Genomic DNA, 20077 nt, shown 5'->3' with positions numbered 1-20077 from the left:
ATGAAGCATGACTTATTCGGTTTGGAGCTGCGCCGACAAGGCATCATGCAGAAATGGAATCTGAGCGGGATCGGTCACGCAACGCGCGCGAAAGCCCTGCCTGATGGCCCAGGCCTGGTCGTCGATGAAGCCCTCGGACATTGGCCAGGGACCATCGATGGCGAGCAACCCAGCGCAATGACAAGCTTCAAGAAACCGCTGGCGATAGGGGCGCAATCTGGATACGGCTTCAGCCGTCGACAGACCGAGACTTTGAGCAAGGTCTTGGGCAAGATCGCCGGTGCCGATCAGCGCGGCGGCGAGGCGCGGTACCTGAAGAAGTGCGTTGGCGTTATCGATTGCCAGTCGACTTTCCAGTGTCGGTACGATGCCCACCTGCTCGGGCGACAGACCGTAGCGACGTTCGACATCGTCCAGGGTTTGGGACAGATCGATTAGTGCTTGGGGATTTTCCACCTGAGGCAGAAAGATCGCGCTCGGAGCGCCTTTAATGAGGGCCTCGAGTTCTGCTGCTCCACTTCGGTCCAGACGATTGATACGCGCCATGGGCCGGCAGTTCTGCTGCCTGCAGCGCTCGGCGAAGGCAGGAAAGGCCTGACAGGCGCTATCCCGCTCCGCCGCAGGGGTAAACTCTTCCAGGTCGACGACGATGGCCTCGGCCCCCGACGCCAGTGCCGCATCGAGACGTGCCGGATCGTGACCGGGGACGAATAGCCAACTTCTCGGGATCGCTTGTTCGTGAGGTGACATGGCTTAGCCGTCCATCAGGTTGGGCAGGAAAAGCACCAGTTCGGGCACAAAGGTGATCAGCATCAGCACGGCGAACATGGCGCCGATCATCAACATGAGTGGGCGTAACGACTCCATGACGCTGATACCGGCGATGCGGCAGGCCGCCATCAGGTCCACCCCCAGCGGCGGGGTGTTGGCGCCGATGGCCAGGTTGACGGTCAGCAGCACGCCGAAATGCACCGGGTCGATGCCATACTGGCTGAGCAGCGGCATGACGATCGGCGTGACGATGATGATGATGGCGATGCTTTCCATGAAGGAGCCGAGCACCAGCAGCACTGCCGTCAGCAGCAACAGGACGCTGTAACGGCTGTCGGTGAACTCGCCGATCAGCGCGGCGATCGCCTGAGGCACCTGCTCGTAGGTCAGTCCCCAGGCGAAAAGCCCGGCGGCCCCAATGATCAACAGGATGGCGCCGCTGGTCTCGGCGGTGGCGACCAGGCTGTCGACGATTTCGCGCAGACCCAGGCTGCGATACACCAGGGTGCCGACCAGCAGCGCATAGAGAATCGCCGAGGCGGCGGCTTCGGTGGGGGTGAACACACCAAATCGGATGCCGCCGATGATCAGCACCGGCACCAGAAGCGCGGGCAGGGCGCCGATGAAGGCACGCCGTCGCTCGCCGGGTTCGACGGCCTTGCCACCGGCCCAACCATGCTTGCGCGAGACGTAGAGCGCAACGCCGACCAGGGCTGTGGTCAGCAAAAGCCCCGGAACGATGCCGCCCATGAATAGCTTGCCCACCGAGGTATTGGAGGTGGTGCCGTAGACGATCATCACGATGCTGGGGGGAATCACTGTGCCGATCGAGCTGGCGGTGCCGACCAGGGCACTGCTGAAGCCCTTGTGGTAGCCGTTGTTGTGCATCGCCGGCAACAGCATGCTGCCGATGGCGATGACATCGGCCACCCCAGAGCCCGAGAGTGCGCCGAACAGCATACATGCGAGCACCGCCACCACCGCCAGGCCGCCGCGAATATCGCCGACCAGCGCCATGCATAGGCGCACCAGGCGCTGAGTCAAGCCGGCGCGATTCATCAACTGGGCGGCCATCACGAACAGCGGGATGGCTAACAAGGTAAAGCTCTCCATGCCAGCCACGAACTGCTGGGCCGACACCATCATCGGCGCAGCCCCGAAAAAAAGCAGGTAGGCCAGTGCGGACAGGATCAGGCCGAAAGCGATGGGAATATCGACGAGAATAGCGAGCGCGAATACGCCAATCAGGGTCAGTGCGCCCAGGGTCATGGCGTTTCTCCACGGGTGAACAGGTGCTCCAGTTGCATCAATGCCATGCCGACGCAACTGACCGGTACCGCCAGGTAGACGATACCGGCGGGAATCTGTAAGGCGGTGGTGGTCTGTGACATGGTCACCATCGCCAGGTCCCAGCCGGCCTTGGCCAGCAACAGCAGCATGAGCAGCAGCAGCAGGTCGGTCACGCGGCCCACCAGGTGGCGCACCCGGTTGGAGCGCACCAGCAGCGGCAACAGCCCGGCGTTGAGGTGGGAACGATGACGCGTGCAGACGATCGCCGCCAGCAGGGTGGTCCAGACCAGGATCAGCTGGGGCAGCTCCTCGGCCCAGTGTGGCGGCTTGCCTAGCGCCCAGCGCATGAACACGCTATAGGCCACGAGCGCCGCGAGGCTGGCGGCCCCGGTAGCCGCCAACGTCAGGCTGATCCGCGCGATGGCACGGGTGAAAGAGGACAACGGCATGGCGATTACTCGCCCTGGCGATAACGCTTGACCAGCCCCATAAGCTCGCTACCGAAGACCGGCTCATACTCTTCCCACACGCTCTGCACCTTCTCGTTGAAGGGCGCGGTGTCGACCTCGTTGACCTGCATGCCTTCGGCTTCGAGCTTCTCGATCATGTTCTGATCGTCCTGCTGGGTCATCTCGCGCTGCTTGTCGCGCCAGGTATTGGCCAGCTCCTGTACCTTGGCCTGGTCGTCTTCCGAGAGGCGGTTCCAAGTGCTGCTCGACACGGTCAAGCAGGCCGGCGCCCAGACGTGGCCGGTGAGGGAAACATAGTCCTGTACCTCGTAGAAGGACGAGGCGTAGATGATCGACAGTGGGTTTTCCTGGGCATCGAAGACCCCTTGCTGCAGCGCGGAGTAGAGTTCGCCGAAGGAGAGCGGGGCGGGGCTGGCGCCCAGTGCGTTGAAGGTGTCGAGGCGCATCTTGTCCGGGGTGACGCGAATCTTGAGCCCCTCAAGATCCTCGGGCGCTTCGATGGGACCGCGGTTGTTGGTCACGTGGCGAAAGCCGTTCTCCCACCAGGCGAGGATCTTCATGTTGTACTGCGCGGCCAGGGATTCCAGGCGATCACCCAGCTCGCCGTCGTAGGCGGCGTAGGCGTTTTGACGATCGGCCCAGGAGTAGGGCAGCTCGACGATACCGAACTTGGGGTCCAAGGGCTGGAAGGAACCGCAGCCGATGATGCCCGCCGGCACGCTGCCGATCTGCATGCCTTCGACCATGGTCTTCTCGTTGCCCAGTTGGCCGCTGGGAAAGATCTTGAAGTTGACGCGACCCTCGGTGGTTTCGCTGACGTCCTCGGCGAAGCCCTCCGCTGCGACATGCCAATTGTGAGTGGGCGCTAATACGTGACCGAGCTTGATATCAAGGGCGTGGGCGTTGCCCGCAAAAACCGCCAGCCCGGCCAGGGCCGAGAACGAAATCGTCGTCTTCATATCGATACCTTTGCTTTCATCATTGTCATTGTGGAAGGCGTCCGGTGAAATGACGCTGACAATCAGGCTCGGCGAAGGCTTTGTATTGCGCAATTTTTGATTTTTTATTTTTAATATTTACTAAATTTATTCATGGTGTTTTCTTGCAGTGGAAAGGAATTGATGTCTACTTTAATTTCTTGCAGAGGATCAATACCTCCTTCTCTTTTGGTGGTCCCAAGTTCCAAGTGCAACGCTATTGAAGCTTGAGACAGATCGGTTTCCCCGCAGTGATTATACAAGAGGAGGGTATCCTACCGAATATCTAGGCTCCAACCTGGCAGCTTTCATCAAGAGTTATACCGCCGCCCTATAACGGTGACCGCTTGACTGCCGCCCGTGAAATGCGTCGTCGCGATCATCCGACCTTGAGGAATCTTCGTAAGATGGTCCTTGGAATTATCCGTCGTGTCTCTAGCCGCTTGAAGCGGTATCGGACGAGGCCCGGTATAGAGTCGTCGAAGTTGATAAAACGAGTCGTCGGTAGCCTTGCGGTCATGGTGTTGCTCGTATTGAGCGGGCCGGCACCGGCACGCTCTTTACTTGAGGTGGATGGTTTCGATCATTACGTGCTGGCGCTGACCTGGCATCCGGGGTTCTGTCAGACGGTTGAGCGGCCACGGGAGGAATGCCGCATAAGTGAGCAGCGAACCAAGGCCCGGGAAACCGTCGCTCAAGGCTTCGTGCTGCATGGTTTGTGGCCATCGCTACCGCAGCGCCTCGCCGATGATGGCATCAGCCCCAGGCGTTGGCGCGAGGAGGGCTGTTTTCTCGAGCAGCCGCGGGCCAATGGCAGCTTCTGTCGGGCCCATGCGCCTTTCGCCTTCGCCGAGCCTTTCGCCAGTGAGTTGGATGACGCCATGCCCGGGCGTGCCAGTTGCCTGGATCGTTATCAATACGCCAAGCACGCCGCGTGCCTGGCCCTGCCGGCAGAGGACTATTTCGCTACGGCGGTGGATTTGATGGAGAAGCTCAATGCCAGCACCTTCGTCGATTTCATGATGATCAATAGCGGCGGTGAGATTAGCCGCAATGCGTTGATCGATGTCTTCGAGGCGGCTTTTGGTCAAGGGACTGGCCGTGCCTTGAGCTTGAAATGTGACGGAAGGGGCAAGCGGATACTCACCGAGGTGCGCATCGGTATCGCCGCAGAGCACCTTGAAGAGTTCCCCGCTGCAAAGAGTCTCGTGCCGCTACGCCGAGGACGCTGTGCGCCTCTTATCAGACTTGTGACGACACCCTGAGTCAGACGGAAGGCCGCTGTAAACGCCGGTCGTTCTGCAGCGCCGCCCGCTCGGTCAGCGCGTGGGCAACTTTATCGTGGGTGGTCTGGTCAAGCTTGCCCAAGGACGTGTCGATGAGCAGTTGCGCCAGACCTTCGCCATTGACCACGATCGGATCCTCGAAGGACTGTTCTCTGTCGATGTCCCAGTCCGGCAATACCAGCACACCCCGCACCGGCACCTCGATCGCATGTTCGCGGCTCAGCCATTGGCGTAGCCAGGTCGTGGCCTGACGCGTCTTGCGTAGTGGCTGCCGCTCGATCCAGCCCGGGAAGCGCAGGCGCTCACGCTCGACCGCGACCGTGCGCTTGGGCTCTCCGGTCGCGTCCAGAGGATGCGTGCGGGCACGAGTTTCAACGACAAAGAGGCCATGCGGTGTGACCGCGACATGGTCGATGGTGAAGGTATCACTGGGAATGTCATGGAACACGAAATAGGGGTGGGTCTCGGGACGAATCAGGCGTTCCAGTTCCTGACCTACCGCCAGTTCACAGGCCAGTCCGAACTTGATACGGCGAATGCGCTGGTAATCGAGCATCAACAAAAAACAGAACAGCAGCACCAACAGTGTGGAGAGCAGACCATAAATCGCCCATTCCACCCAGTTCTGATGGGGGGCGAACAGCATGCGTCCCATGCCGTAGACCAGGGGCGCAAGCACCACGATGGGCCCCAGGGCACCATTGAGGAATAGGCTCGAGAAAGCACGATCCAGACGATCGCGCAGTGCCTGGCCGGGTTCGTGCATGGGCTGGGCATCGAAGGGCGAGCGAACCTGCGCGTCGTGCAGATTGCGTAATGCCAGCACGACCACTGCTGTGGCCCCGAGCGGTGTCAGAAAAATCAGCGGTAACAGATATTCCAACCAGGCCATTGCTGGCGTCCTTGTGCTAGAAAGTTCATGGAATGCCCACTTTAGCCAAGCGCGACGTTGAGAGCCATGCCCAGGGTAAGCAGCGCCTATTATGAACATCATCCGTGCCGAGTCATGTTATCGTCATCGGTATGGCAAGGCATCATACTCGACAGGTATTCGTATGACGCTTCGTGAATCAATTCAGGATACGCGATCACCCGTGCACTCGACCTTGGAAACAAACTCTCTTTCAGCGCCGTGGCCGGATGCGCTCACATCGAATAGTCAGACGAACAGTCAGGCGTTGGGTGAGTTTATCCAGCGCCACCCCGGACTAATGGTGTTGACCGGTGCCGGCGTGAGCACCGATTGCGGTATCCCCGACTACCGCGATGCCCGCGGTGAATGGAAGCGTTCGCCGCCGGTACAGCATCATGCCTTCATGAACAGCCTGGCCACGCGGCAGCGCTATTGGGCGCGCAGTCTGCTCGGGTTTCGGGCCATCGAGAATGCCCGCCCCGGCCCTTCTCATCGAGCCCTTGCGCGACTCGAGGCACAGGGTCATATAGCGACGTTAGTCACCCAGAATGTCGATGGCTTGCACCAGCACGCGGGTTCACGACGAGTCATCGACTTACACGGGCGTGCCGAAATCGTGCGCTGCATGGGCTGCGGCGCTCGCCGGATGCGGTATCACCTGCACGATGAGCTGGCGGCACACAATCCTGGCTGGACGTCACTTGAAGCGCCGGTAGGCCCGGATGGCGACGCCGATCTCGAAGGGCTGGATTTTTCCACCTTCAAGGTACTCGACTGCACGCGCTGCGGCGGTGTTCTCAAGCCAGATGTGGTGTTTTTCGGAGACAGTGTCCCGCCGGAACGCGTCGACGCCAGCCTTTTGGCATTGGAAAAGGCGAGTGCGCTGCTGGTGGTCGGTTCATCATTGATGGTCTACTCAGGGTATCGTTTTGCCCGGCGAGCCGCGTTGGCAGGCAAGCCCATTGCCTGTCTCAATCTTGGTCGTACCCGAGCTGACGATCTCTATTCGCTCAAGATAGAGGCGCCGGTGGGGGAGGTGCTGGAAACGCTTGTTCGGGGGCTTTGATGAGGCCTGTTGCACGAGCCCAAACGAGCCAGCATGAGCGCATGACAAATGCATGATTAAAGATTTCCCGAGCATGGTCGTTATGGCTTTTATCCGATTGTTCTGAATCGGTTACGACCATAACGACATAAGCAGGGAGTTTCATGCGCATCTTACACACCATCTTGCTGGCCAGTGCCTTGACGGCCATGGCGTTGCCCGCGTCGGCGGCATCGATGAACAACTGGTCGGTAGGCGCCGAGGTCGGCACCACCGGCTATGGCGGCAGTATCAGCTACCGCTTCCACGACAACCTGGCGTTGACTGCCGGCTACACCGGATTCACTTATGACGGCCTCGAGTATGAGACCGATGAGGCCGATTACGAGGGTGACTTCGATATGGATGTCTACGGCATCACGTTCGACTACTTCCCCTTCGGTGGTCGTTTCTTCCTCTCCGCCGGTGCCGTAAAGCCCGATATCGCCATGCTGGTGGTGGGGCGTCCCAAGGACGGCCAATCTTACGAATTCAATGGTACCACCTACAGTGCGCAAGACGTTGGCACCTTGCGAGGCGATGTGACGTTGGGCGACTCCATCCAGCCTTATCTTGGTCTGGGATGGCGCGGCAGCCACAAGAGCGGGTTGGGTGTGTTCGCCAAGCTCGGCGCCTTCCTGACAGACGCCGAGGTGAATCTCGACGCCAGCAATCCAACCAACGATCCGCAGCTACGCCAGGATATTCAGCAGGAAGAGGACGATCTGCAGGACGACGTGGATGAGTTTGGCGTCTATCCCGTGGCGGTAGTGGGTCTGGAGTACACGTTCTAGCGCATGCTGGATTCACACTTCTTGCCCCCGACATCGAGCGATGATTGTGACCGGTGCCGGGGGTTTTCTACTTCAGGCGTTCGAGGTCAGTCGTTACGGCTCGGGGGAGCCATGAATTCGGGTCCTACCGGATCCTTGACGTGCTCATCGACGATGCGCTCGATCTCGTTCAGATCATCGCTGCTGAGTTGCCAGCCGTCGATACGCTCGATGGGTTCCACCTGATCCGGACGCCGCGCGCCCCATAGCGCGATACCGTTGTCGTGACGGTCCAGCAGAGCACGCACTGCCAATTCCAGTACCCGCTTGCCATGACGCTCCTGGGCGAAGCGGTCCAGGGCATCGACGGCATTCAGGTATTGGGAAAAGCGCGGTGACTGAAACTTGGGATCGTTGTTACGCAGATCGTCGCCACCGAACGTCGAATCGCTCTGCACCTTGCCGGTCAGTAGGCCGCGACAGAGCGCGCCGTAGGTCAGCATGGCCAGGCCTTCGCGTTCGGCGTAGGGAATGATGTCGCGTTCGGCCTCGCGCTCGAACAGGTTCAGTGGAGGTTGCACGCTGTGCAAGGGCGCGACTTCGCGAAAGGCGTCGCATTGCTCGGTGGAGAAGTTGCTGACGCCGATGGCACGGATCTTGCCATCTCGATAGAGACGTTCCATGGCCATAGCGGTTTCTTCCATCGGCACCACCGGATCGGGCCAGTGAATCTGATAAATATCGATGGCGTCGGTGCGTAGACGGCGCAAGGAATCCTCGATCTCCTTCTCGATGCGTGCTGCGCTGGCATTACGCACCACGCTTTCGTCGTCTTTCCACTCCATCGCTACCTTGGTCGCCAGCACCAGCTTGTCGCGCTGACCATACTCGGCCACGGCGCGACCGACGACCTCCTCGGAATGGCCGAAGCCATAAACCGGCGCGGTGTCGATCAGCGTCACGCCCCGGTCCAGGGCTGCGTGAATGGTGCGTACGGCCTGCTCGTCGTCAGTGCCGCCCCACATCCAGCCGCCAATGGCCCAAGTGCCCAGGCCGATGCGTGAGGCGGTGATATCGGTGCCCGGAATCTTCAAAGTTTGCATCTTTCACTCCATTGTCAGATGAACGGTCAGGTAAACGTACACAGCGTGGTAGCCACGAGACGTTCTGACAAGGAATGGTCATGAAGTTTAGCGTGTTAGCGATCAATGGATTCGATGGGGACCCGCACGTCGTTCCGCGGAGCCTCCCCGGTCAGAACCGGGACTTCTTCCACATTGCGATGGGTCAGCGTCTTGTTGCTGCGAATATCGGCGCGCAGAACATAGGGTCGATCCTCGTCGATGGCCTTGGCGTCGTAACGCAGCATCACCGGAATCGGCCCACGGCCCAGGCGTGTGTAAGTGCTGACGGCGATCACGTCGGAGCCTCGGGACACGTCTTCCAGGCGCACCGTGAGTTCGGCGTTGGATGGCAGGTCCAGCGGTTCGGTAGGCACGATGACGGCGTCGAGATTGGCAAAGCGCGGGCCGGTGACGCAGGCGCTCAAGGCCAGCAGGCAGGCAGTCATGAAAGATAAACGCAGCGTCAAACGAGCATTCAAGCCCATGTGAAATTCCTTGTTATCGATTGAGAGGTGAGTCAGCCACCGGCCAGTTTGACGGTATAGCCGCGGGCCTCCAAAGCTTCCTTGAGCGTCTGACGATGGTCGCCCTGAATCTCGATAATGTCGTCCTTGACCGCGCCGCCGGTACCGCAACGTTTCTTGAGGTCCTTGGCCAGGGTCTTGAGCTCGGTACGGGGGAGAGGCACGCCACTGATGGTGGTGACGCCCTTGCCTTTTCGGCCGCTGGTCTCTCTGCGTATTCGCACCACACCGTCCAACTGAGCCAGGCGTTCGGACTCGGCGCGATCGTCACATTCGCATTCAGCGAGGGGTTTGCGACAGTCGGGGCAGGTATCACCGTGCTCCGTGGAATAAACCAAGCCGCGCAGTTGATCCTGAAGGGACGCCATGCTGTCTCCCGGCGAGTGAACACCGGTCCATGATAACCGAAGGGATTTGACGCGGGTACCGCCTGACCTCTATACGCTTTTACAGGGCCAGGGCTTCCTGATGAGACAACCGGCTGATGACGGTCGGTAACTGGTGCATGTTGCTGATCATGATGGCGCCTTGGGGCGTCGTCTCGACATCCGGGAAGCGATTCAAGTGGATCACTGGAATGCCTGCTGCAAGTGCCGATTGAACACCGACGATGGAGTCGTCGATGACCAGACAGTCGCGAGCCTTGAATCCCATGCTGTTGGCGGCATGCAGATAAAGGCCAGGATCGGGTTTCCAGCAGTTGGCCGTGTAGGCACTGAATAAATGGTCGCCGAAGTAATCGCTCAAGCCCGTAGAGGCAAGGCAAGAACGGATCTTGGCTTCGGGACCGTTGGACACCACCGCGCGGGGATAGTCCGAGAGCAAGGTGAGGGCTTCGAGTACGCCGGGCAACCGCGTGAGTTCGTGAACGAGACGTTCGGCGAGACGAGCCCGCATGCCGGCTTCCGTTTCCTTCAGCGACGTTGCGTCAATGCGGCCATGACGCTTTTGCAACTCGGCGACAATATTGCGAAAGCGCGCGCCGCGGAACTCACCAATGTAGTCCTCAGGCGTGAATGGCAGGCCAATGGCGGTAAGACTGGTCGCCATCTCGTCGGCCAATAAGGGTTCACTATCTACAAGCGTTCCATCGCAGTCGAAGAGCAGACAAAGGGGCCGTGACATACGCGGGTCTCTCAGGTTCGTTGAGCTTGCTAAGCCATTGTTACTGTTATCGGCCGGTAACGCACAGGGTTGAACATAATTTTCATACTTTTTGAACAGTGTTTCCGAACAGTGTAGCGGAATAGATTGAGTTTGTCTGCTCATGCAAAAAGGTGATTAGCGTTCAGACCTGCTGACAGGGGGGCGAAAGATAGAAGAGAGGGCTCAACAAATAAAGAGGAAAGGCAAAGTCACAAAAAAGCTGCACTCAAGAAGTGCAGCCTTGGAGAAACGATTCTCTAGTTGCAACTAGCGAGAAAGTCGACGCGAATTGGCGGTAGTGCGACGATGCAGAGGCATCAACGCACGGCGGCTTGTCACCCACCAGGGAGTGTACTGGCCCGAGAACATGTTAAGCACGGCCTTGTTCATTTCGGTGGCCACTTCCATGCTGGCATCGAGCTTCTCGTTCACCATGCGCTGGTTTTCTTTCATCATCCTCGGGCTGGTGGGAATCTGGGTGTACCACAGGTTGTTACGCATGGCGATGGTGGAAAGCGAGGTGGTCCACAGTTCAAACGCCATTACGCCGACCTTCCAGACGTCGAACATGGCGGCGGGGGTAAAAGGAACAAGAGAGGTGATGTCATTGGTGCGTGTCATGGAAATACCTTTTGGGAGAGGGGGTGATCAGCTTGGCAACGACTGCAGGGGTTGCCTGTGTCTTGTTGCAGCGCAACATAACATACTTGCCAGCATGCGATCCACGAAAGAAGCCCGCGGCACTGACCGTGGGCTTCCAGGTGCGTGGGTTGGCTGAGGATCATTTCGGCAGTGTAGACGGTGCAAACATTCAAGAAGTTACCTTATGACCGCGGCGATGCAATTCATTTGTTTCAAGGGCAGTGGATTTTGTTTGGCTTGAACTAGCATGATAAAACGATCCTAGGTTGACTCAAGGATAGAAGTGCGTATGAAAAGTGAAACAGTATGGTCGCTGATCAGCACCGGGGTGGCGATTGCCGCTGGGGTTGCCGCGCGCAATAGCGCGCGCAAGGCCTATGAGCACAAGATCGGCAAGCCGCCGATGGATCCTTACGATCCGGATGTGAAATGGCGCCATGCCTTGCTGTGGGGCGCCACCACCGGTGTGATGGTGGGTGTGGCACGTATCGTGGGTCGCCGGGCCGGCAGCGAAGCCATACGCCGCGCTCGCGGTTATCGCCGCACGCGCAAGATGCTGGAACGCTGATCGCTTATCCAGTCAAAGCCACTGGCGGGCTGAGTACACTGTCCATGCTCCTATTCGTTGGGAACTATCCTGATAGGTATATTATAGGGAACTGGCTCAGGAAGAATCGGTTCAATGAAGGCTGGAACAAGCAGGACTGATTTCAACAGTGCAGCGAGAGGAGTTCATGGAACAGAAATTACTGACGCATGATGTCGAGTCTGGCAAGTACGCTCTTTCGATGCTCGTCGATGAAGAAGGCGTGCATCACGATAGCCTGGAAAACGAGACGCGTTATTCCGACGAAGCCTTCTGGAACAAGGTGTCGCGCTATGCCAAGAAGGCGGGAAAGACCACCCTCGAGCCCGGTTTGAAGCTCTATTACTCGGCCCAGGACCCGGACACACCGGTATGGGCGAAAACCACGATCTACGGCGCGCTGGGCTACTTCATCTTTCCGTTGGATACCATTCCAGACGTAACCCCTTTCGTCGGATATACGGATGATGTCTCGGTGCTGGTCGGCGCCCTCGCCGTGGTGGCTGCGCATATCAAGAAAGAGCACACCCGCAAGGCCCGCGCTGTCTTGAAACGCTGGTTTGGGGAATAGAATTCAGGTATGCACAGTGCTCGCTGACGGATCGCTGATGGCATCCATACTCCTGGCAGATGCCAGTCGCGGTATTGGATGTGAAAACGCCCTGGCTTTCGCACGAGAGAGGAGCAAGCACACGTTTGACCAATTGAACAGATGTAAGATCGAGCATAAGCTTAGCTAACTTGGCTAAGCGAGGTGTCAAGATGCAAATCAACATGCATGAGGCCAAAAGCCAACTCTCTGCACTGGCTGAAAAAGCTCGCCGTGGTGAGCGGATGATAATCGCCCGAGCCGGAGAACCTTGGGTTGAGTTGGTATCCAACCTTCACAGCGCAAGCCAGGGCGTTATAAAGGGAAAATCCATATAGCTCCGGATTTTAACAAGACCCCGGAAGACCTTGTCGCGGCCTTCGAGGGGAAGTGACCATGCGGCGGATATTGCTCGATACGCATGTGTTTCTCTGGTGGCTGGCTGATGATCCGCAGTTGGGGGCAAATGCAAGAGAGGCGATTGCAGAGTCTCGTAATACGATCTTCGTCAGCGCTGCCAGTATTTGGGAGATCAGTATAAAAAGGCAGTTCGGCAAGCTTGATGCCCTGAATGATCTCGACCGCATCATAGAAGATGAAGGCTTCACCGCGTTGCCTATCACACTCTTTCATGGCGAGCAGGCGGGCAATTTGCCCCTGCACCATCGTGATCCTTTCGATCGCATGCTGATCGCGCAAGGGCAGGCGGAGGGGCTGGCGCTGATGTCCTCCGACACCGCTTTCGTGGCATACGGTATTCGCGTGATACTCGCCCATTGAGTCTTCAGATACACCAATGTCCATCCAAGTGTAGAACCGCTCTGACAAGGCGCTGTATTTAATAGGATGGAAGTAAATGCCGGGCCGCTGAGCCCGGCCGGCGATGTTACTTCTTGGCCGCTTGTTCCAGCGCGGTGACGGCGGGTAGCGGCTTGCCTTCGACGTATTCGAGGAAAGCGCCCCCGCCGGTGGAAATGTAGGACACCTGGTCTTCGATTCCGTATTTGTCGATGGCAGCCAGGGTGTCGCCGCCGCCGGCGATGGAAAAAGCGCTGCTTTCGGCAATGGCTTTGGAGAGGGTTTCGGTGCCTTGACCGAACTGGTCGATCTCGAATACGCCGACGGGGCCGTTCCACAGAATGGTGCCGGCATCCTTGAGCAGGGCAGCGAAGCGTTCGGCGGTCACCGGACCGATATCCAAAATCATCTCATCATCGGCGATATGCTGCACACCCTTGACCGTGGCGTCTGCAGCTTCGGAGAACTCGGTGGCGACCACGACGTCGGTAGGCAAAGGAATGTCGACCCGCTCCATCAGCGTCAACGCCTGATCGACCAGGTCTGCCTCGTAAAGCGACTTACCGACCTTATAGCCGGCAGCGGCGATGAAGGTATTGGCGATGCCGCCCCCGACAATCAACTGATCGCACTTCTCGGAAAGCGCGTTGAGTACCTCGAGCTTGGTGGAGACCTTGGAACCGCCGACGATGGCAATCATCGGCCGTTTTGGGGTGGCGAGAGCCTTTTCCAATGCCTCGAGTTCTTTAGCCAGCAGTGGGCCGGCACAGGCTTCCGGGGCGAAGCGGGCCACGCCGTGAGTCGAGGCCTGAGCACGATGAGCCGTGCCGAAGGCATCCATCACATAGACATCGCACAGCTTGGCATAGGCCTGGGCCAGCGCCACATCGTCTTTCTTCTCACCGGTGTTGAAGCGCACGTTCTCGAGCAATACCACCTCACCGTCGCCAACTTCGACGTTGCCATCCAGATAGTCCTTTTCGAGACGCACCGTCTTGCCCAATAATTCACTCAAGTGCTCGGCCACTGGGGCCAGGGAAAATTCGTCGGCAGGCTCGCCTTCGGTGGGGCGCCCCAGATGACTCATCAATAGCACCTTGGCGCCGGCGTCGAGGGCCGCCTGGATGGTCGGCAGGCTGGCGCGAATACGGGCATCGCTGGTCACCCGTCCTTGCTTGACCGGAACGTTAAGGTCTTCTCGGATCAGCACCCGCTTTCCGGCGAGTGTCAGGTCGGTCATCTTGCGCACGTTCATGTGGCAGGTTCCTCGTCGTGGTTGCTCGTCGTGATGAATGGAGAGTGCGTGAATCAGCGCGACTTCAGCATGACTTCAGAGCGGCGATACGCTCGGCGACATCGAGCATGCGGTTGGCGAAGCCCCATTCGTTGTCAAACCAGCTCAGCATCTTGATCAAATGGCCGCCGGCCACCCGAGTCTGAGTGGCATCCACGATACCCGAGCGTGGATCGTGGTTGAAGTCGATCGAGGCCATGGGCTCCTCGGTGTAGCCTAGAAGACCCTTCAAACGGTTCTCGCTGGCTTCACGCAGCAAGGCGTTAACCGCCGTTGCCGTGGTTTCGCTGCGTACGCAGATAGCCATGTCCATGGCCGAGACGTTGATGGTCGGCACCCGCACATGCAAGCATTCGAAGCGTCCCGCAAGCGCTGGCATCAAGCGCTCGATACCTCGGGCCAGACCGGTATCGACAGGAATGATCGAATGCATGGCGGAGCGGGTCAGTCGCAGACTGGTCTTGTTGTAGGCGTCGATCACCGGCTGGTCGTTCATCGCCGAATGGATGGTCGTGGTCACGCCATGTTCGATGCCCAATGCCTCGTCGAGCACCGTGAGAATCGGGATCAGGCAGTTGGTGGTGCAGGAGGCGGCCGAGATGATGCGCATCTCGGGTTGCAGCTCGCGCTCGTTGATACCGCTGACCACGGTGAGATCGACATCGGCCTCGGCGGGCTGGGAAAACAGCAAGCGCTGTGCCCCGGCATCGAGGTGTTGCTGCGCTGTGGCTCGATCCCTGAAACTGCCGGAGCATTCAATCACCAGGTCGATTTCCATCTCCCGCCAGGGCAGACGTTGGGGGGCCGGCTCGGACACGACGTGGATGGACTGGCCGTTGATGAGCAATTGCCCATCACGGGTATCCACATAGCCTGGAAAGCGGCCATGGGTAGTGTCGTAGCGCGTCAGATAGGCGATGGTCTCGAGATCGGACAGCTCGTTGATCGCCACGACCTGCAGATCGGCGTTAGCGCGTTCGACCAGGGCACGCAGCACACACTGACCGATACGGCCATAACCGTTGATGGCGATGCGAAGTGGCATGAGCGGTGGCTCGACGAATCATGAATGAACGGGCCACCATCTTAGCGCAACGCAGGGCAATGTTACCAAGCGCAATCATCACCTCTGATGCGGGTTGATCAGTATTCGACCGCGGGTCTTGCCTGTCAGCATGGCCTCGGCCTGCTCGGCAACCTGATCCAGGCCGATCTCCTCGACCTGCATCCGGGTGAACATATCCCGAGGCAGTGACGCCAATCGTTGCCAGGCCGCCTCGCGCTGGTCGAAGGGTGCCATCACGCTATCCACTCCGAGTAGTGACACCCCGCGCAGGATGAACGGCATCACCGTAGTCGGCAGGTCGGTACCGCCGGCCAACCCCACCGCAGCGACCCGGCCCTGGTAAGCCATGCGCGCCAGCACGCTAGCCAGCACCTTGCCCCCGACGGTATCCACGGCGCCATCCCAACGGCCTTTTTCCAAAGGACGGGTATTGTCGTCGAGTTCGCTGCGGGGCACGATCTGGGTAGCGCCAAGTTCTTCCAGCCAATGCTGCTGCTCCGCCTTGCCGGTTACCGCCTCCACGTTATAGCCCAGATGGGCCAGCATCTGCACCGCCCAGCTACCCACGCCGCCGGTGGCACCGGTAACCAGCACCTTGCCGCCCGGCGTGAGTCCGGCCTGCTCGAGCTGGATCACGCTGAGCATGGCGGTCAGGCCTGCAGTACCCAATAACATGGCGTCGCGGGTCGATAGTTCATCGGGACAGGGTACCAGCCAGTCCGCATCGACGTTCATGGTCTCGGCAAAGCCGCCCCAATGGCGCTCGCCCACGCCCCAGCCGGTAAGGATCACCTTGTCGCCGGCACTGTAGCGATCGCTATGGGATTCGCGCACGGTGCCGGCAAAATCGATGCCTGGTACGAAGGGGTAGTCGCGCACGATCTTGCCCTTGCCGGTGACGGCCAGCGCATCCTTGTAGTTCAAATCGGAGTAGTCGATATCGACACTGACTGCGCGCTCCGGAAGGTCGTCGGTATCGATGTCCTCGATCTGGCAGCGGGGTTCTTGATCTCTGAGCATCACTACGCGGGCCATAATGTTCTCCTGCAATAGGGCAAGTATCCTTACAGGCTAGTCCGGCAATGCCGATAACGACATTTTTCAAACAAAGCTTAGGGCCGAATTATCCGGCCGAATTAGATAGACTGGGCGGCCACGATTGGTTGCATGGATCTGCAAGATGAAATCGAGCGAGACTGGCTGGCGCCATTTGGTGAACTCGACCCGTTATTCCCTCAAGGGCCTCAAGGCCGCCGCCCTGCACGAAACGGCCTTTCGTCAGGAGTTGGTGCTGTGCCTGGTGCTGTTGCCCTTTGTCTTTTGGATCGGGCAAACCCCGATCGAATGGATACTGCTGATCAGCAGCTGTTTTCTGGTGCTGATCGTCGAGCTGCTCAACAGTGCCGTGGAGACCGCCATCGATCGGATTGGCCCGGAGCACCACGTACTCTCTGGGCGGGCCAAGGACATCGGCTCGGCGGCGGTCATGCTGTCTCTGATCATGGCTGGGGTGACCTGGGGATTGCTGTTGTGGCAGAGAATTGCCGGCTAATCTAGCACCAGCAGGATGGTGCCGTCGCGATGTATACCAGGTTCCCTTCTGCCGTGGTGCACCTTTCGCTATGCTGAGGGTATGCCAGACCTGACTTCTCGCTACCACGACAGGACTTCCATGGCGTTACCCGACGACTTCTTACCGCTGAATGATATTCCCGATGCCTTGCAGGCAGCGCTTGGCAAGCGCCTGGAGCGACTAGCGGAAGCTCTGTCCCAGGCGGATAGCCTGGTCGACAAGCGGGTCGAGCGTCAGCAGGCAGAACGCCCCAGCGATGCCTGGCGGGCCTTGTCACAAACCCGCCGCGAGCAACTGGCCTTGGTGCTGGCGACCTCGAAGTTCGCGGCCGAGACGCTGACGCGCTATCCCGGCTGGCTGGCGTCTCTGGATGCAGAGGGTGAACTCGACGCACCCCTGGACGAGGCGACGCTGTCTCAAGTGCTCGCCGATGCGCTCGATAGCACGGATGACGAAACACAAATGCACGCATTGCTGCGGCGCTTTCGGCGAGCCCGCATGCTGGGCATCATCTGGCGCGATCTCAATCGGTCAAGTGGCTATACCATGTGGGATACCGCCGCCAGTGTCTCGCGGTTGGCCGAAGTCTGTCTCGAAGGCGCGCTGGGCTGGCTGGAGTCCCATTTCGCCCAGCGCTGGGGGGGGCCGGCATCACGGGAGGATGGTTCACAGCAGCGTCTAGTGGTGCTAGGCATGGGGAAACTAGGGGCGGGGGAGCTCAATCTCTCGTCGGATATCGATCTGATTTTCGCCTTTCCGGAGAAGGGCACTACTCAAGGCGGCAAGCGTGAATACGATCATCAGGAATACTTCACGCGACTCGGTCAGAAATTGATTGCCGCGCTGGACACGATCACCGCGGATGGCTTCGTCTTTCGGGTCGATATGCGCTTGCGCCCGCTCGGCGAGGGTGGGCCGCTGGTGGGCAGTTTCAATATGTTGACCAGCTACTACCAGGATCAGGGCCGGGAGTGGGAGCGTTATGCCATGCTCAAGGCGCGGCCGGTTGCCGGTGATCGCGATGCGGGTGTCGAACTACTGGCCCGGTTACGCCCCTTCGTTTATCGCCGCTATCTGGATTTCGGCGCCATCGAATCGCTGCGTGAGATGAAGGCGCTGATCAACCGCGAGGTGCGTCGTAAGGACAGTACCGACAATATCAAACTGGGGCCTGGCGGTATTCGCGAGGTGGAGTTTGTGGTCCAGGTTTTCCAGTTGATTCGCGGTGGTCGCGATACCGAATTGCAAGTAACTTCATTGAACACCGCGCTGCAGCGACTGCCGGCGCTGGATCTATTGCCGCAAGCGGTGGTCGATGAACTCGGTCCCGATTATGTCTTCTTGCGCGATCTCGAACATGCCCTGCAGGCTCAGGAGGATCGTCAGACTCAGACGTTGCCCGAGGACTCATTGGATCGTGAGCGTCTGGCTCTGGCCATGAGTCACACGGAGCAATCCTATGATGATTGGACCGCCCTGGCGGCACAGCTAAAAGAAGTGCGCGAACGTATTCGTCACCATTTCGATGCGGTGATCGCCGATCCGGAAGAGGAAGCCGAGGCCCCCATCAATGCCAGCAACAGCGGCAGTGACGATGAGGTTCCCCTGGACGAATGGCGCGCTGCCTGGCGCGAGGAACTCACCGAAGACGAGTGTCTCCGGCTACTCGAGGGGGCAGGGTTCACTGCACCGAAAGAAGCAGCGCGACGACTGAGAACGCTAGGTCAATCTCGTGCCGTGCAGGGCATGCAGCGCATCGGCCAGGAGCGTCTGGATGCGCTTATGCCCTTGTTGCTTGCCGCCATGACTGAAAGCGACGCCCCGGACACCGCTCTCGAGCGAACCCTGCCGTTGGTTGAGGCAGTATTGCGTCGCACCGCCTATCTGGCCCTATTGCGCGAGAACCCGGACGCGTTGGATCACCTGGTGGCGCTGTGTGCGGCCAGCCCCTGGATTGCCGAACAACTGGCGCGTCACCCGGTGCTGCTCGATGAATTGCTGACCCCGGCAACGCTTTATTCTCCCGCCGACAAGGCGCGCCTGACCGACGATCTGCGACAGGCCCTGGGGCGGGTGCCCGAGGAAGACGAAGAAGCGCAGCTTGAGGCGCTACGTATCTTCAAGCATGCTCAGGTGCTGCATGTGGCCGCCTCGGACATCGCGGGTGCGCGCACGCTGATGAATGTCAGCGATTACCTGACCTTCATCGCCGAGGTGGTGTTGGAGCAGGTGCTGGCGATGGCCTGGCGCCACCTGACTCGCAAGCATGGCCTGCCCCAGCATCGGGATGGCAGTCGGCATCCTGAGCCGAATTTCCTGATCGTCGGTTACGGCAAGCTGGGGGGGATCGAACTCGGCTACGGCTCGGATCTCGATCTGGTGTTCATTCACGATGCAGCGCCTCAAGGCACCACCGATGGCAAGCGCACCATCGACAATGGGGTGTTCTTCACCCGCCTGGGGCAACGCATCATCCACTTGTTGACCGCTATTACACCCGCCGGCGCCCTCTATGACGTCGATATGCGCCTGCGTCCCTCGGGCAATTCGGGGCTGTTGGTGACCAGTCTTGAATCGTTTGCGGATTATCAGCGTAATCACGCCTGGACCTGGGAGCATCAGGCGCTGGTACGCGCACGAGTCGTGGCGGGCAGTGCTGAATTGGCCGAACGCTTCAATGCGGTTCGCCACGAAGTGCTGGGTCGCGAGCGCGACCCGGAGACCTTGCGCCAGGAGGTCGTCAAGATGCGTCACAAGATGCGTGAGCATCTTGGTAGTAGCGCCAAGGAGCAGGAGCAAGGAAGGTTCGATTTCAAGCACGATGCCGGTGGTATGATCGACATCGAATTCTTGAGTCAGTACGCGGTGCTCTCGCAAGGATTTCAAATCCCCGATCTCTTGGCCTGGAGCGACAATGTTCGTATTCTGGAAACACTGGAGTCGAGCGGCTGTATGCCGGTGGAGGATGCTCGCCAGCTGCGCGAGGCGTATCTGGGTTATCGGCATATCGGCCACCGCAATGCGCTGACCAAAAGCGGTACTCGCGTCGAGGTGGCGGATTACCAGGCGTACCGCCAGGTGGTGACGTCGCTTTGGCAGCGCTGGCTCGAACCCGACACTACCTGATGATTTTTACCCAGGATGTCTGCAAACTCTAAAATGATTGCATAG

21 protein-coding genes are annotated in these 20077 nt (G+C 59.2%); 8 read left to right on the top strand and 13 right to left on the bottom strand.

What is annotated here, in order from left to right; translation table 11 throughout:
* Nucleotides 1-12: 12 nt before the first annotated feature.
* The 4 genes from ACPF7Z_RS10470 to ACPF7Z_RS10455 are packed head-to-tail and all read right to left on the bottom strand — an operon-like array spanning nucleotide 13 to nucleotide 3490.
* Nucleotides 13-750: an HpcH/HpaI aldolase/citrate lyase family protein gene (locus ACPF7Z_RS10470; RefSeq protein ID WP_425193189.1), complete on the bottom strand. Its 738-nt coding sequence runs from the start codon at nucleotides 748-750 to the stop codon at nucleotides 13-15.
* Between the two features lie 3 nt (nucleotides 751-753).
* A complete protein-coding gene (locus ACPF7Z_RS10465) occupies nucleotides 754-2040 on the bottom strand; it encodes a TRAP transporter large permease (protein ID WP_425193188.1) in 1287 nt (428 codons plus the stop codon).
* Entirely contained in the window at nucleotides 2037-2510 is a 474-nt protein-coding gene (locus ACPF7Z_RS10460) for a TRAP transporter small permease (protein ID WP_425193187.1), read from the bottom strand. The genes ACPF7Z_RS10465 and ACPF7Z_RS10460 overlap by 4 nt, the downstream gene beginning before the upstream one ends.
* Nucleotides 2511-2515: 5 nt before the next feature.
* Complete coding sequence (locus ACPF7Z_RS10455; RefSeq protein ID WP_425193186.1) at nucleotides 2516-3490, bottom strand: DctP family TRAP transporter solute-binding subunit; 975 nt, start codon at nucleotides 3488-3490, stop codon at nucleotides 2516-2518.
* 503 nt (nucleotides 3491-3993) lie between these two features.
* Here ACPF7Z_RS10455 and ACPF7Z_RS10450 point away from each other — a divergent pair.
* Nucleotides 3994-4773 (top strand): ribonuclease T2 family protein, encoded by a 780-nt coding sequence (locus tag ACPF7Z_RS10450; protein ID WP_425193185.1) that lies wholly within the window; start codon nucleotides 3994-3996, stop codon nucleotides 4771-4773.
* A gap of 1 nt (nucleotide 4774) precedes the next feature.
* Here ACPF7Z_RS10450 and ACPF7Z_RS10445 read toward each other — a convergent pair whose 3' ends face one another.
* Nucleotides 4775-5686 carry a nuclease-related domain-containing protein gene (locus ACPF7Z_RS10445; protein ID WP_425193184.1) on the bottom strand — a complete coding sequence of 304 codons (912 nt, stop codon included), beginning with the start codon at nucleotides 5684-5686 and terminating at the stop codon, nucleotides 4775-4777.
* A 202-nt stretch (nucleotides 5687-5888) separates the two neighbouring features.
* Here ACPF7Z_RS10445 and ACPF7Z_RS10440 point away from each other — a divergent pair, with 202 nt between their 5' ends.
* Together ACPF7Z_RS10440 and ACPF7Z_RS10435 are read left to right on the top strand one after the other, a co-directional pair.
* The gene (locus ACPF7Z_RS10440; RefSeq protein WP_425193183.1) at nucleotides 5889-6773 is read left to right on the top strand and encodes an NAD-dependent protein deacetylase; all 885 of its coding nucleotides are present in this window, start codon (nucleotides 5889-5891) and stop codon (nucleotides 6771-6773) included.
* Between the two features lie 143 nt (nucleotides 6774-6916).
* Nucleotides 6917-7585, top strand: coding sequence for a hypothetical protein (locus tag ACPF7Z_RS10435; RefSeq protein WP_425193182.1), 669 nt, complete (start codon nucleotides 6917-6919; stop codon nucleotides 7583-7585).
* 86 nt (nucleotides 7586-7671) lie between these two features.
* Here the strand turns inward: ACPF7Z_RS10435 and ACPF7Z_RS10430 are convergent, their stop codons facing one another.
* The 5 genes from ACPF7Z_RS10430 to ACPF7Z_RS10410 all read right to left on the bottom strand — a co-directional run bounded on the left by ACPF7Z_RS10430 (nucleotide 7672) and on the right by ACPF7Z_RS10410 (nucleotide 10979).
* Entirely contained in the window at nucleotides 7672-8667 is a 996-nt protein-coding gene (locus ACPF7Z_RS10430) for an aldo/keto reductase (protein ID WP_425193181.1), read from the bottom strand.
* A gap of 95 nt (nucleotides 8668-8762) precedes the next feature.
* Nucleotides 8763-9173 (bottom strand): YbaY family lipoprotein, encoded by a 411-nt coding sequence (locus ACPF7Z_RS10425; protein WP_425193180.1) that lies wholly within the window; start codon nucleotides 9171-9173, stop codon nucleotides 8763-8765.
* Nucleotides 9174-9205: 32 nt separating this feature from the next.
* Entirely contained in the window at nucleotides 9206-9580 is a 375-nt protein-coding gene (locus ACPF7Z_RS10420) for a translation initiation factor Sui1 (protein WP_425193179.1), read from the bottom strand.
* A 79-nt stretch (nucleotides 9581-9659) separates the two neighbouring features.
* Nucleotides 9660-10337, bottom strand: a complete 678-nt coding sequence (locus ACPF7Z_RS10415) for an HAD family hydrolase (RefSeq protein WP_425193178.1) — start codon at nucleotides 10335-10337, stop codon at nucleotides 9660-9662.
* Between the two features lie 288 nt (nucleotides 10338-10625).
* Complete coding sequence (locus ACPF7Z_RS10410; RefSeq protein WP_425193177.1) at nucleotides 10626-10979, bottom strand: hypothetical protein; 354 nt, start codon at nucleotides 10977-10979, stop codon at nucleotides 10626-10628.
* 310 nt (nucleotides 10980-11289) lie between these two features.
* Between ACPF7Z_RS10410 and ACPF7Z_RS10405 the strand changes: the two genes are divergently transcribed.
* From ACPF7Z_RS10405 to ACPF7Z_RS10395, 3 genes are all read left to right on the top strand, one after another.
* The gene (locus ACPF7Z_RS10405; RefSeq protein ID WP_425193176.1) at nucleotides 11290-11568 is read left to right on the top strand and encodes a DUF4235 domain-containing protein; all 279 of its coding nucleotides are present in this window, start codon (nucleotides 11290-11292) and stop codon (nucleotides 11566-11568) included.
* A 166-nt stretch (nucleotides 11569-11734) separates the two neighbouring features.
* On the top strand, nucleotides 11735-12157 hold the full coding sequence (locus ACPF7Z_RS10400) for a YkvA family protein (RefSeq protein ID WP_425193175.1): 423 nt from the start codon (nucleotides 11735-11737) through the stop codon (nucleotides 12155-12157).
* A gap of 414 nt (nucleotides 12158-12571) precedes the next feature.
* Entirely contained in the window at nucleotides 12572-12955 is a 384-nt protein-coding gene (locus tag ACPF7Z_RS10395; protein WP_425193174.1) for a type II toxin-antitoxin system VapC family toxin, read from the top strand.
* Nucleotides 12956-13061: 106 nt separating this feature from the next.
* On the opposite strand, the gene ACPF7Z_RS10390 is transcribed toward ACPF7Z_RS10395, so the two are convergent.
* The 3 genes from ACPF7Z_RS10390 to ACPF7Z_RS10380 all read right to left on the bottom strand — a co-directional run bounded on the left by ACPF7Z_RS10390 (nucleotide 13062) and on the right by ACPF7Z_RS10380 (nucleotide 16368).
* Entirely contained in the window at nucleotides 13062-14228 is a 1167-nt protein-coding gene (locus ACPF7Z_RS10390; RefSeq protein WP_425193173.1) for a phosphoglycerate kinase, read from the bottom strand.
* Between the two features lie 64 nt (nucleotides 14229-14292).
* Nucleotides 14293-15312, bottom strand: a complete 1020-nt coding sequence (locus tag ACPF7Z_RS10385; protein ID WP_425193172.1) for a type I glyceraldehyde-3-phosphate dehydrogenase — start codon at nucleotides 15310-15312, stop codon at nucleotides 14293-14295.
* 78 nt (nucleotides 15313-15390) lie between these two features.
* Complete coding sequence (locus tag ACPF7Z_RS10380) at nucleotides 15391-16368, bottom strand: MDR family oxidoreductase (RefSeq protein WP_425193171.1); 978 nt, start codon at nucleotides 16366-16368, stop codon at nucleotides 15391-15393.
* 145 nt (nucleotides 16369-16513) lie between these two features.
* On the opposite strand from ACPF7Z_RS10380, the gene ACPF7Z_RS10375 reads away from it, so the two are divergent.
* Nucleotides 16514-16885 (top strand): diacylglycerol kinase, encoded by a 372-nt coding sequence (locus tag ACPF7Z_RS10375; RefSeq protein ID WP_425193170.1) that lies wholly within the window; start codon nucleotides 16514-16516, stop codon nucleotides 16883-16885.
* A 120-nt stretch (nucleotides 16886-17005) separates the two neighbouring features.
* Nucleotides 17006-20032 carry a bifunctional [glutamate--ammonia ligase]-adenylyl-L-tyrosine phosphorylase/[glutamate--ammonia-ligase] adenylyltransferase gene (glnE, locus tag ACPF7Z_RS10370; protein ID WP_425193169.1) on the top strand — a complete coding sequence of 1009 codons (3027 nt, stop codon included), beginning with the start codon at nucleotides 17006-17008 and terminating at the stop codon, nucleotides 20030-20032.
* The last annotated feature ends 45 nt before the right edge of the window (nucleotides 20033-20077 follow it).

It is taken from the genome of Halomonas sp. GXIMD04776 (genome assembly GCF_049808615.1).
Classification (GTDB): Bacteria; Pseudomonadota; Gammaproteobacteria; order Pseudomonadales; family Halomonadaceae; genus Modicisalibacter.
Note: the sequence above shows the minus strand (reverse complement) of the source record. Positions and strands in the feature narration are given on the sequence as shown.

Coding starts and splice junctions, on each gene's coding strand:
- ACPF7Z_RS10460 (WP_425193187.1), bottom strand. CDS start 2,510: ATGCCGTTGTCCTCTTTCACCCGTGCCATCGCGCGGATCAGCCTGACG.
- ACPF7Z_RS10455 (WP_425193186.1), bottom strand. CDS start 3,490: ATGAAGACGACGATTTCGTTCTCGGCCCTGGCCGGGCTGGCGGTTTTT.
- ACPF7Z_RS10410 (WP_425193177.1), bottom strand. CDS start 10,979: ATGACACGCACCAATGACATCACCTCTCTTGTTCCTTTTACCCCCGCC.
- ACPF7Z_RS10405 (WP_425193176.1), top strand. CDS start 11,290: ATGAAAAGTGAAACAGTATGGTCGCTGATCAGCACCGGGGTGGCGATT.
- ACPF7Z_RS10395 (WP_425193174.1), top strand. CDS start 12,572: ATGCGGCGGATATTGCTCGATACGCATGTGTTTCTCTGGTGGCTGGCT.
- ACPF7Z_RS10415 (WP_425193178.1), bottom strand. CDS start 10,337: ATGTCACGGCCCCTTTGTCTGCTCTTCGACTGCGATGGAACGCTTGTA.
- ACPF7Z_RS10420 (WP_425193179.1), bottom strand. CDS start 9,580: ATGGCGTCCCTTCAGGATCAACTGCGCGGCTTGGTTTATTCCACGGAG.
- ACPF7Z_RS10380 (WP_425193171.1), bottom strand. CDS start 16,368: ATGGCCCGCGTAGTGATGCTCAGAGATCAAGAACCCCGCTGCCAGATC.
- ACPF7Z_RS10425 (WP_425193180.1), bottom strand. CDS start 9,173: ATGGGCTTGAATGCTCGTTTGACGCTGCGTTTATCTTTCATGACTGCC.
- ACPF7Z_RS10390 (WP_425193173.1), bottom strand. CDS start 14,228: ATGAACGTGCGCAAGATGACCGACCTGACACTCGCCGGAAAGCGGGTG.
- ACPF7Z_RS10400 (WP_425193175.1), top strand. CDS start 11,735: ATGGAACAGAAATTACTGACGCATGATGTCGAGTCTGGCAAGTACGCT.
- ACPF7Z_RS10375 (WP_425193170.1), top strand. CDS start 16,514: ATGAAATCGAGCGAGACTGGCTGGCGCCATTTGGTGAACTCGACCCGT.
- ACPF7Z_RS10430 (WP_425193181.1), bottom strand. CDS start 8,667: ATGCAAACTTTGAAGATTCCGGGCACCGATATCACCGCCTCACGCATC.
- ACPF7Z_RS10435 (WP_425193182.1), top strand. CDS start 6,917: ATGCGCATCTTACACACCATCTTGCTGGCCAGTGCCTTGACGGCCATG.
- ACPF7Z_RS10445 (WP_425193184.1), bottom strand. CDS start 5,686: ATGGCCTGGTTGGAATATCTGTTACCGCTGATTTTTCTGACACCGCTC.
- ACPF7Z_RS10470 (WP_425193189.1), bottom strand. CDS start 750: ATGTCACCTCACGAACAAGCGATCCCGAGAAGTTGGCTATTCGTCCCC.
- ACPF7Z_RS10465 (WP_425193188.1), bottom strand. CDS start 2,040: ATGACCCTGGGCGCACTGACCCTGATTGGCGTATTCGCGCTCGCTATT.
- glnE (WP_425193169.1), top strand. CDS start 17,006: ATGGCGTTACCCGACGACTTCTTACCGCTGAATGATATTCCCGATGCC.
- ACPF7Z_RS10385 (WP_425193172.1), bottom strand. CDS start 15,312: ATGCCACTTCGCATCGCCATCAACGGTTATGGCCGTATCGGTCAGTGT.